The organism is Dietzia maris, from assembly GCF_014144855.1.
Taxonomy (GTDB): domain Bacteria; phylum Actinomycetota; class Actinomycetes; order Mycobacteriales; family Mycobacteriaceae; genus Dietzia; species Dietzia kunjamensis.
Window position 1 is genome coordinate 1 of record NZ_JAALDN010000237.1, and the last position, 10,729, is coordinate 10,729.

Genomic DNA, 10,729 nt, shown 5'->3' on the forward strand with positions numbered 1-10,729 from the left:
CCAGGTAGTCGGCGTACCGGCGCGGCATGCCCTGGTTGCCCAGCCAGTGCTGCACCAGGAACGTCGTATGGAAACCGATGAACATCAGCCAGAAGTGCCACTTGCCCAGAGTTTCGTCGTACATGCGGCCCGTCATCTTGGGGAACCAGAAGTACACGCCGGCGAACGTGGCGAACACGATGGTGCCGAAGAGCGTGTAGTGGAAGTGCGCCACGATGAAGTACGAATCGTGGATGTGGAAGTCGATCGGCGCCGACGCCATCATGATGCCGGTCAGCCCGCCGAACAGGAACGTGATCATGAATCCGAGCGCAAACAGCATCGGGGTCTCGAAAGTGATCTTGCCTTTCCAGATTGTGCCGATCCAGTTGAAGAACTTCACACCGGTCGGGACCGCGATCAGGTACGACATGAACGAGAAGAACGGCAGCAAGACCGCACCTGTGGCGAACATATGGTGCGCCCACACCGCCATTGACAGTGCGGCGATCGCGAGGGTCGCGAAGACCAGGCCGGCGTAGCCGAACAGCGGCTTGCGCGCGAAGACCGGAAAGACCTCGGAGACGATGCCGAAGAACGGCAGTGCCACCACGTACACCTCGGGGTGGCCGAAGAACCAGAACAAGTGTTGCCAGAGGATAGCGCCACCGTTCCCGGGGTCGTAGATGCGCCCGCCGAAGGTGCGGTCGTAGAACACCCCCATGGCCGCAGCGGTGAGCAGCGGGAAGATCAGCAGGATCAGAACCGACGTGAACAGTAGGTTCCAGGTGAATATCGGCATCCGGAACATGGTCATACCCGGGGCTCGCAGGCAGATGATGGTCGTGACGAAGTTGACGGCACCGAGGATCGTGCCGACGCCGCCGATGCCGACGCCGAGGATCCACAGGTCCGCGCCCACGCCCGGGGAGTGGATCTTGTCCGCCAGCGGCATGTACATGGTCCATCCGAAGGCGGCCGCACCGCCGGGGGTCAGGAAACCGGTAAGTGCCACAGTCGCGCCGAACGTGAAGAGCCAGAAGCCGAACGCGTTGAGCCGGGGAAACGCGACGTCGGGCGCACCGATCTGGAGCGGCATCACGTAGTTTCCGATGCCGATCACGATGGGGGTGGCATAAAAAAGGAGCATCACTGTGCCGTGCATGGTGAACAGCTGGTTGTACTGCTCATTCGACAGGAACTGCATCCCCGGAAGGAAGAGCTCGGCGCGGATGAGCAGTGCCATGAGGCCGCCGGCGAAGAAGAAGATGAAGCAGGTGACGATGTACATGATGCCGATCAACTTGTGGTCGGTCGTCGTCAGCATCTTCCACACGAACGCGCCCGGCCGACCTCCACCCGTCGGGACGCCCGGCGGGTGGTCGAGCTCACGCGTCGGGCGCGTGGGCGGTACAAGAGTCTCCGACATATCGCTCCCCTGTCGTTCGTTCATCCGAAACTAGGCCGGGAGCCTCGGAACCGCATTGATCTAGGTCAACTCGGTGTGAGGAAATGCACACGTGGGCGCCCCACAGGGCCACACTGGTGACATGACCGCGCACGGGGACGATTCCGGAGTCACCGGGTCCGCGCTGTTCGCGGGCTCGGTCCTGTTCGCCTCGCTGCCACCCCGGTGCGGGGCCGCCCTGGCCGCCTCGTCGCGGACGAGTACGGCGAGGCCAGGCGCGGTGGTGCAGGTGACCGGGGAACCGGTGGGCCGCCTGGTGGTGATCACGGCCGGGGCCCTCCATGTCGTCCGGGAGGACCGGTCCGGGCACCAGCGTCACGTCCGGGTCCTCGGCCCCGGGAGCCATCTCGGCCTGGTGGAGTTCGCACTGGGCTGCCCTGCCCGTCACACCGTCGTCGCCGCGGAGGCCACCACGCTGACCAGCGTCTCGCACGGCGCGCTCCGGTCAGCGGCCGCCGCGTGCCCGGTGCTCAACGACTCGATCACCCGCGAACTGGCGTGGAAGGTGGTCGAGAGCGAACAGCACCTGGCGTCGATCACCTCGGAGGACGTGCTCACGCGACTGTCCGCCTACCTCGTGTCGTTACCCGGGTCGCCCCGCCAGGACGGGCGGATCCGGGTGCGACTGCCACTGTCCCAGTCCGACCTGGCCACGCATCTGGGGACGACCCCCGAGACGCTGAGCCGTCGACTACACGACCTCATCGCCTCGGGGGCGGTCGAGAGGGTCGCGCGGCGGGAGTTCGACCTCGACCACCGCCGACTCACCGGCGCCTGAGCACCCTCACCAGATGCTGACGCGCTCCTCGGGGGCGAGCCACAGTCCGTCGCCCTCGGTCACGTCGAAGGCGGCGTGGAAATCGTCGAGGTTGCGGACCACCTGGTTGCAGCGGAACTCCGGCGGGGAGTGCGGGTCCACGGCGAGCCGGCGGGCGGCCTCCTCGGCGCGGGTCTTGGTCCGCCACACGATCGCCCACGAGATGATGAGCCGCTGGATGCCGGTCATCCCGTCGATCTCCGGGCCCACCTCGGTGCCCTCGGCGGGTTCGCCGTCGGTGCCCTGCTCGTTCGAACCCTGCTCGTTCGAACCCTGTGCCAGCCGGTAGGCCAGCAGCGCGATCGTGAGACCGCCAAGGTCGCCGATGTTCTCCCCTACCGTGAAAGCCCCGTTGACGTGGTCCTTCGTGGCGTCCAGGCCGTCGGGGGTGAGGCCGTCGTACTGGGCGATCAGCGCCTCCACGCGGGTTCCGAACGCCTCGCGATCGTCGTCGGTCCACCAGTCGACCAGGTTGCCGTCGCCGTCGTACTTCGCTCCCTGGTCGTCGAACCCGTGACCGATCTCGTGCCCGATCACGGCACCGATCGCCCCGTAGTTGGCGGCGTCGTCGGCGTCGGCGTCGAAGAACGGCGGCTGCAGGATGGCGGCCGGGAAGACGATCTCGTTCATCACCGGGTTGTAGTAGGCGTTGACCGTCTGCGGCGTCATGTGCCACTCACCGCGGTCGACCGGGCCGCCAAGCTTGCCCAGCTCGTAGTGGTGCTCGAACTCGGCGGAGCGGCGCACGTTGCCGAGCAGGTCGTCGGCGCGGACCTCGAGCGCCGAGTAGTCGCGCCACTTCTCGGGGTAGCCGATCTTGGGCACGAACGCCTCGAGCTTGGCCAGCGCCCGCTCGCGGGTGGCCGGGGTCATCCACGGCAGACGGCTGATGGAGTAGCGGTAGGCCTCGGTGAGGTTCTCCACCAGCTCGACCATGCGCGCCTTGTGGCCGGGCGGGAAGTGCCGGGCCACGTACTCCTTGCCGACCTCCTCGCCGAGGGCGGCCTCGACCGCACCGACACCACGCTTCCAGCGGGCCTTGTTCTCCTCGGTGCCGGACATGACGGTGCCGTAGAAGCGGAAGTTCTCGTCCACCAGGTCCGAGGTCAGGAACGGCGCGCGCGCGGAGACCGTCCGCCAGCGCAGCCACTGCTTCCAGGTCTCCAGCGGCTCGGAGGCCCACAGGTCGGCCACGGCGGTGAGGAAGTCGGGCTGCATCGCGACGAGCCGGCCGAACGTCTCCTCGGTGCCGCCGAGCTCGCGGGCCCACTCATGCCAGGGGAAGCCGGGGGCCTGCTGCGGCAACTCGTCCCAGGTGACGGGGTTGTAGGTCTTGTCCGCGTCGCGACGGGCCACCACGTCCCAGTGGGCGGCGGCGATGCGGGTCTCCAGCGCGACGATCCGCTCGGCGGTCCGGCGGGCCCCGGTCTCCCCGTCCACGTCGTCGACCAGCCCGGCGAGGTCGAGCATCCGGGCGATGTGGTCGGTGTACTGCTCGCGCATCTCGGCGTACTGGTCCTCGCGGTAGAAGGACTCGTCCGGCAGCCCGATGCCGTACTGCACCAGGTAGAGGATGTACTCGCTCGAGTTCTTGGCGTCGTTGTTGACGTAGGCACCGATCAGCCCGCCGACGCCAACCTTCTCCAGCCGTGCCATCGCCAGCGCGAGTGAGTCGGCGTCGGTCGCACCGTCGATCTCGGCCAGATCGGGCGCGAGCGCGGCCACGCCGGCGGCCTCAACGGCGTCGGTGTCCATGAAGGAGGCGTAGAAGGCGCCGATCTGCGAGTCGACCGGGGCGTCGGTGATGATGTCGCGCACCCGCTCCTCGGACAGGTCGCGCAGGGCGAGGAACGCACCGTCGATCGGCCGGTCGGCGGGGATCACGTGCTCACGGATCCAGGTGCCGTTGACGTGCTGGTAGAGGTCGTCCTGGGGCCGGACGTCCGGATCGACGTACTGCAGGTCGAGGCCCGAGGGACGGGGCGCGTCGGTGGTGGGGATCTCGGTCGCTGTCATGTGACCAGGTTACGTAAGTGGTCGCGGGGTGGGCGGTCGGCACGACGTCGGAGGTCGCCACCTCCGTGACGACGACGAGGCGGGCCGACGGGATGCGCCGAACCGGTGAGGCGGGCCGGTGGTCGTGGATGCCGCGCGCGGCTGCCGGACGCGGGTCAGGGCAGGCCGTGGCGGGCGTTGTGATCCTTGGCGCCCTGGTAGGCGTCGACCATCCCCCAGATCCAGAACCCGAACATGATGGGCAGTCCGATGAGGATGACCGAGAGCAGAGCACCCACGAGGTAGCCGGCGAGGATGCCCACACCCCTACCGGCCCGGCCGACCAGCATCGTCCCCAGGCCGGGCACGAGGAGGGACGCCACCAGCATCAGCGCCGGGTCCTTGCGGGCCGCCGGCGGGAACTGACCGTAGGACTGCATCCCGTACCGCTGACCATAGGACTGCATCCCGTACGGCTGCTGCGCCCCGTAGGCGTACTCGGCGCCGTAGAAGGGCTGCGCGCCGTACTGACCCGGGTCGAACTGACCGCCGCCCTGCGGGCTCCCGTACGGCGGGGTTCCGTACTGCGGTCTCCCGTACTGCTGACCGCCGTAGCCGCCGGCCCCGTACTGCTGACCGCCGTCGTGACCGGGCCACTGCTCGTTCGCCCGACCGCCGAACGGGTCGTCGGGCCGGTCGGAGGCGTTGCCATCAGCGGGAGTACTCATGGGTCCACAGTATCGCGGCGCCACGACAGGTCGTCCGCCATGAAGTCCGCTCGCACCGCCACCACAAGCGGCCCCGGCTGCACGTCCTCACTGGCTTGCGCTGCCCGATTGCACACTCATCGAAGGGGTTGGGCTGCGTGAATGGACCATTCCGGGCGCGTAGGCCGGGGGCGGCTGCGGGCCGCCCTCTAGTTGCGGGCCGTCATCCCGGGCCGCGCCCAGATGTCCGCGCAGTCCACGCACGCGTCCTCCGAGACGATGCCGACCCGCTGGAGCTGCCCGTACATCCAGCAGCCCAAGCAGAAGCCGAGCGCGGCCTCGGCGAGCGCGGCGGCGACCAGCACACCGAGCACGACGCTGCCCGCCACCGCGAACCCGGCGAGGAACAGTCCGAACGCGATCGAGGACATCACCAGGCCGATCGTCTGGGCGAATCGCTTGGGCGCGCCGGCGACCATCTTGGGCTCGTCGCTGACCCGCGGCGCGAGCACATGGACCGACAGGCGACCGAACGGCGAGTACCGCGGGCCGCCGGCAACGCGGAGCGCGAAACCCACCACCAGCGCTCCCGCCAGCCATGTCCGGGCGGGCTCGGGAGCGAGGAGGGTGACCACCGCGAGCGTCACCACGAGGGCGGCGGTGCACCGCGCGGCGTAGTCGTTGACGATCTCGGGGAAGACGAACGCTTCTCGCAGACTCACAGTTCTCGCTCCTCACACACTTCGATAGACCGATCGGTCTATCTCGCGGACCAGAGTACGCCTGCGCCCCACGGATTCCCAGATGCCGCTAGTGTCGGCCCATGATCCCCGGTAGAGCAGCGGCTGGCACCGTCGTCGGGGCGGCCGCGTCACTCGCACTGGCGCTGTCCGGATGCGGCCAGGTCAGCGTCGGGGAACGAACTTCCGGGACCGCGGAACCCGCCGTCCCGGCCACGGCCACCTCGACCATCGCGACGGCCACCTCATCCCCAGGAGCCTCGGCCCCCACCGCGACGACGCCGCCCCCGACGCCCGGGCCGGAGGCCACCCCGGGCTGCGGGACACTGACCGAACCCGTCCATCGCCTCGTCCACGGCGCCGGCACCGATCGCGAGGCCGTCTCCGCCGAGGTCCGCCGCCTTTCCGACGGGGTCACCGACAACGCACTGTCCGCGGTGGCGAGTCGACTGTCGGGCATCGCAGTGCAGCCGACCGTCTCCCCGGCAGCGCTCGAGGCCCAGTGGGACCAGTTCCGGCGACTCTGCGACCTCCCCTGATCGCGCCCCCTCTACGCTGACGGACGTGCCCCCACCGCTGCGTCGCCGCTCGAACTCACCTCGTCCACCCGCCGCCCCCGTCATCCCGAGACGGGAGCAGCTCGAGCCGCCGCGCACCGAACTCGAGACGGACGGCCTGTGGGACGGGGTCCTGGCCGCCGCCGAACACGCGCCCGACCCGGAGGAGGGCGCGGCGCAGATCGGCGGGATGGAGGTCCGGGAGTCCGCACTCGAGAACCTCCGGTTGAGCGGCGCCCGCGCGGACGGCCTGAGGCTGACCGATGTCGTGATCAGCGGCTGCGACCTGTCGGGACTGGTGGCCGACGGCGCCTCGCTCACCCGCGTGAGGTTCGCGGGCTGCCGACTGACCGGGATCGTGCTGTCCGACGCACGACTGACCGACGTGACATTCGAGGACTGCCACGCGGACATGATCAACCTACGGATGGCCCGACTGCAGCGGGTCCGCCTCGCCTCGACGCGATGCCGGCAGGCCGACCTGCTCGAGGCGCGGATCGCCGATCTGACCACCGAGGGCACCGACCTGCGTGGTGCTGGGTTCGACCGGGCCACCCTCTCGGCCGTGGACCTGCGCGGCGCGGACCTGGAGGATGTCCGCGGGGCGTCGGCACTGCGGGGCGCCCTCATCTCGCCCGAACAGGTTCTGGGCGTGGGCCTGGCGCTGATCGGCGAGGCGGGGATCCGGGTCGACTGACCGGCCACCCGCATCCGGCCGCACACATCCGACCGCCCCGACCTCAGGGCGCAGCGCGTCGAGTCGCTCGAGGAGAGCTCAAATCAGGTGCGAGGCGGACTCGCGCCACTGGTTCACCGCGCGGTTGATGATCGCCTGGAGCTGCAGGATCTGGTCACGATCGGTGAGCGTGATGCCCTCCGCCCCGGTCTGCAGCCGCAACTCCGGAACCCCCCGCCCCGCCCCGTGCTCGTCCAGCATCACGGTCTCGGCGACCGACACCTCCAGAAAGGGGTCGTCGCCCGGGCCATCGACCTCGGTCACGAGGTCTTGGCGGTAACGCGGGGTGGTCAGGTCGATCGCATTGTTCATTGAGGGGCACTCCCGACTGGTCGGTGGGATTGCCTTAATCGTAGGTGAGGAAGCCAGGTCATCGAACGCGTGGGGCAGCGTGTTACAGGTTGTGATCAACCCGTGATCTTGGCCACTCTCCGGCCACCCTCCGGCCACCCTCCGGCGCCTCACCGCGACTGCTGCCCGGGCCGGAACTGGACAGATGTGAGAAACGTTGCATGAGTTGCTTGTGTGACTGAAGGGGTTGCAACATACTCAGCCCATGACATCTGCCGGACCGTCGGCCCGACGCGCCCCCCTTCCCCGCCTTCTCGTCGCCGTGGCCTCTGCAGCAGCCCTTTCTCTCGGCCTCCTCGTCGTCGTCATCTCCCCGCGCGCCGACGCCGGCGTCCCCCTGGCGCCCGCCTACCACGGCCTCGCGCAGGGGGTCGACGCCGCGAGCTGGCAGCACCCGCACGGTGCCGGCGTCGACTGGCACGCGGCCGCCGCGTCCGGGCAGTCCTTCGCCTTCATCAAGGCCACCGAGGGCACCGGACCCGCCAACCGCTACTACGAGTCCGACGTCGCCGATGCGCGCGCCGCCGGCATGCTCGTCGGCAGCTATCACATGGCGCGCCCCGCCATGGACCCCGCGCAGCAGGCCCACGCGTTCGCCGACCGACTGCAGTCCGTCGGCGGCCCGCAGCTCCCGCCGGTGCTCGATCTGGAGAAGGACGAGGGCCTCGACCCCGCCGAGCTGGCCGACTGGACGCAGGTCTTCCTCGACACTCTCGCCCACCGGACCGGTCGCGCGCCGATCCTCTACACCTACCGCTACTTCTGGATCGATCGGATGGCCAACACCCACCGCTTCGCCGAGTTCCCGCTGTGGCTCGCCGAGTACGGGGTGTCCGAGCCCACCCTGCCCGTGATCGGCGGCTGGAACGAGTGGCTGTTCTGGCAGCGCTCCGAGACCGGTGAGGTGCCCGGCTTCACCGACGCCGTGGATCTCAACGTCTTCGCCGGAACCCGCGACGACCTCCACGCCTGGCTCGGCCACGTCGAGCCCGCACCCGCACCCGCACCCGCGCCCGAAGCCACACTGGAACCCGCACCGGCGCCCCCTCCCCCGCCCGCCCCCGAGCTCGTGGCGGATCGTGAGATCGTCGAGGCGCCCGCCGGGATCCCGCCGGAGGTGCCCGTCCCCGTCGAGCCGTTCACGATCCCCGTCCCGCGCGACCTGCCGACCCCGGACGGGGTGCGGCTGCCGGAGACGATCGAGGTCCCCCGCGAGGTCGTGGCCCAGTTGCCGCCCGGAATGCGCTGACCCGGAACGCGCCGGCCTCCGGCGATGTCAGCGCGGTGCGGGTTCGCGGCGCCGCACCACGGCGGCGCGGATCGCACGCCATCCGATGAGGAGGACGGCGGTGACGACGCCCGCCACCACCATGAAGCTCCAGTGCGGCACACGCCCGTCGCCGAGACCGCGGATCACCATGCCCACCACCAGCGTGGCCAGCCACAGCAGTACGCCCGACCCGACGGCGGCGGGCGCGCGGCGGGTCGCCAGCAGGATCAGCCACCCCACTGCCAGCCCGATGAGGAACGGCCACGCCGTACCCCAGACCTGGGCCACGCCGAGCCCCTCGGAGTGCGCGCCCCGGCCGAAGGTGGAGAACACCACCACCAGCACCGCGTCGAGCGCGATCATCACCGGTACCGCCACTCGACTCACCGTCTCCTCCCCTCCCGCCGCTCGCTCGCACTGACCGAGCAGGACGCGTCGCCGGCCTCGTCCACGACCCCGTCCTCACGGACGCGCAGCAGCGGGATGGGACCCGAGTCGTGATGCACATGGGGGCGCCACGGTGTGCCCTTGAGCGGCCACATCGCCGAGAGCCCGGCCGGCGGGGCCGCCGCGACGGTCTGCTTCGACGCGGCGGGATACGCCGACGCGGGGGACCGAGAGGGGGACGACGACGAGGTATTCTCCCCCGGATCGTCGGCGTCGTCCGGGTCGGCGTCGGGGTCGAGGTCCACGGCACCCCGGTAGAAGAGGAAGAAGACCACCCAGCCGGCCAGGGCGACCAGCACGAAGCTGGCGATGCGGTAGACGAACACCGTCGCGAACGCCTGATGCGCACCGAGCCCGCCCGCGGTCAGGGTCGTGATGAGCGCGAACTCCACGGTCCCCAGCCCGCCGGGCGTGATGGGCGCGCTGGCCACGATCTTGCCGGTCACGTAAGCGATGCACAGGCCGCCGATGCTGTGCTGGGCACCGACGGCGTTGGCCGCCGCCCACAGGCAGCCGATGTCGGCGACCCAGTTGAGCAGGGAGAACGCGAAGGCCTTGGACAACTGCGTCTTGGTCAGTTCGACGGCCTCGGCCTGCTCGACGACCTTGCGCACCGCGGCGGCACCGTGGTCGGCGGGCTTGCGACGCCGCGCGTTGATCCACTCGAGGAGGGCCAGGAGCGCCCCCTCGATCCTGTCGGGGTTCCGGGCGGCCCACTGGACCACCACCACGATCCCCACCAGGCCCATGGCAGAAAGCGCCAGCAGGAACGGGTTGGACACCGTCCCCACCAGGAAGAAGCCGAGCAGCGCCAGCAGGACGATGCCGACGGTCGACAGCACGCCGGAGATGACGAGCTGCCACGAGGCGACGACGCGGGTGGCTCCCCACTGCCGGGTCTTGCGGTAGGTCAGGGTGGTGCCGAAGACCTGCCCGCCGGGGATGCTCGTGGAGAACGCGTTGGCGGAGAAGACCAGGCCGACGCTGCCCCAGTAGCCCACCCTGACACCGGCGGACTGCAGGAGCAGTTTCTGCACCGAGCCGTAGCTCGACATCGACAGGTAGGAGAACACCAGCGCGGCCGCGACCCAACCCCAGTGCGGGCGGGTGACGGCCTCGAATCCCTCGGCGAAGAACGGCATCTGGCCACGGAGCCAGTAGAGGATGAAGGCCAGGACAGTCAGGGTCGCGATGGCCTTGAACCACGGATTGCCCAGGACCACCCGGATGCGACGCCGCGCCTCGGCGCCCCGCGTGCCCATCATCGATCCACCATAACCAAAGGATCCGACCCGGCCCAGGACCCACACCGCAGGGCCCTGGCGAGCGTCACGCGTCGCGCCCCTGCTGACGTTCCCGCATCAGACGGGCGATCAGGTCGGAGGCGGGGATCTTCCCGTCCTCGGTGATGTCGGGTTCCTCGTCGTACTCGGGGTCACGGACCGGCTCGAGCTCCGCCTCCGGCTCGAGCTCTGACTCGGACTGCCACTCCGGCTCGAGCTCCGCCTCCGGCTCGAACTCCGCCTCGGCCCCGGGCTCGCGGTCGAGCACGGCCACGGCGGTGGCGGGTCCGGCGACCTCTGTCCGTCCGGCGCCCGCGGAATCCGCGGAGACCCCGGAGTCCGCGGCGGGGACCGGCTCGGCCGCGCCGGTGGTGGCGGG

The 10,729-nt window shown here is 69.9% G+C and carries 11 protein-coding genes and 1 pseudogene; 4 read left to right on the plus strand and 8 right to left on the minus strand.

From position 1 onward, the window contains the following. The coding region (locus G6024_RS08280; protein WP_159148465.1) for a cbb3-type cytochrome c oxidase subunit I at positions 1 to 1,408 on the minus strand (1,408 nt) is incomplete at its 3' end. Between the two features lie 121 nt (positions 1,409 to 1,529). On the opposite strand from G6024_RS08280, the gene G6024_RS08285 reads away from it, so the two are divergent. Then, complete coding sequence (locus G6024_RS08285) at positions 1,530 to 2,225, plus strand: Crp/Fnr family transcriptional regulator (RefSeq protein ID WP_067715997.1); 696 nt, start codon at positions 1,530 to 1,532, stop codon at positions 2,223 to 2,225. A 6-nt stretch (positions 2,226 to 2,231) separates the two neighbouring features. Here G6024_RS08285 and G6024_RS08290 read toward each other — a convergent pair whose 3' ends face one another. The 3 genes from G6024_RS08290 to G6024_RS08300 all read right to left on the minus strand — a co-directional run bounded on the left by G6024_RS08290 (position 2,232) and on the right by G6024_RS08300 (position 5,688). Next, on the minus strand, positions 2,232 to 4,280 hold the full coding sequence (locus G6024_RS08290; RefSeq protein WP_159148466.1) for a M13 family metallopeptidase: 2,049 nt from the start codon (positions 4,278 to 4,280) through the stop codon (positions 2,232 to 2,234). Between the two features lie 155 nt (positions 4,281 to 4,435). Then, a complete protein-coding gene (locus G6024_RS08295; RefSeq protein ID WP_159148467.1) occupies positions 4,436 to 4,987 on the minus strand; it encodes a hypothetical protein in 552 nt (183 codons plus the stop codon). Between the two features lie 188 nt (positions 4,988 to 5,175). Further along, on the minus strand, positions 5,176 to 5,688 hold the full coding sequence (locus tag G6024_RS08300; protein WP_159148468.1) for a DUF4395 domain-containing protein: 513 nt from the start codon (positions 5,686 to 5,688) through the stop codon (positions 5,176 to 5,178). Positions 5,689 to 5,789: 101 nt separating this feature from the next. Between G6024_RS08300 and G6024_RS08305 the strand changes: the two genes are divergently transcribed. Both G6024_RS08305 and G6024_RS08310 read left to right on the plus strand, forming a co-directional pair. Beyond that, a complete protein-coding gene (locus G6024_RS08305) occupies positions 5,790 to 6,245 on the plus strand; it encodes a hypothetical protein (protein ID WP_159148469.1) in 456 nt (151 codons plus the stop codon). A gap of 25 nt (positions 6,246 to 6,270) precedes the next feature. Then, on the plus strand, positions 6,271 to 6,960 hold the full coding sequence (locus tag G6024_RS08310) for a pentapeptide repeat-containing protein (RefSeq protein ID WP_159148470.1): 690 nt from the start codon (positions 6,271 to 6,273) through the stop codon (positions 6,958 to 6,960). 78 nt (positions 6,961 to 7,038) lie between these two features. Here the strand turns inward: G6024_RS08310 and G6024_RS08315 are convergent, their stop codons facing one another. Continuing rightward, positions 7,039 to 7,311: a hypothetical protein gene (locus G6024_RS08315; protein ID WP_067715983.1), complete on the minus strand. Its 273-nt coding sequence runs from the start codon at positions 7,309 to 7,311 to the stop codon at positions 7,039 to 7,041. 301 nt (positions 7,312 to 7,612) lie between these two features. Here G6024_RS08315 and G6024_RS08320 point away from each other — a divergent pair, with 301 nt between their 5' ends. Next, positions 7,613 to 8,599 (plus strand): glycoside hydrolase family 25 protein, encoded by a 987-nt coding sequence (locus G6024_RS08320; protein ID WP_338402905.1) that lies wholly within the window; start codon positions 7,613 to 7,615, stop codon positions 8,597 to 8,599. 27 nt (positions 8,600 to 8,626) lie between these two features. Here the strand turns inward: G6024_RS08320 and G6024_RS08325 are convergent, their stop codons facing one another. The 3 genes and pseudogenes from G6024_RS08325 to G6024_RS08335 form a co-directional block, all read right to left on the minus strand. Next, positions 8,627 to 9,007 (minus strand): DUF3054 domain-containing protein, encoded by a 381-nt coding sequence (locus G6024_RS08325; RefSeq protein WP_235027816.1) that lies wholly within the window; start codon positions 9,005 to 9,007, stop codon positions 8,627 to 8,629. After that, positions 9,004 to 10,332, minus strand: a complete 1,329-nt coding sequence (locus G6024_RS08330) for a lysylphosphatidylglycerol synthase transmembrane domain-containing protein (protein ID WP_159148472.1) — start codon at positions 10,330 to 10,332, stop codon at positions 9,004 to 9,006. Before G6024_RS08330 ends, G6024_RS08325 begins: the two co-directional genes overlap by 4 nt. 64 nt (positions 10,333 to 10,396) lie before the next feature. Further along, a pseudogene (locus G6024_RS08335) lies at positions 10,397 to 10,729 on the minus strand (MMPL family transporter); the annotation flags it as partial.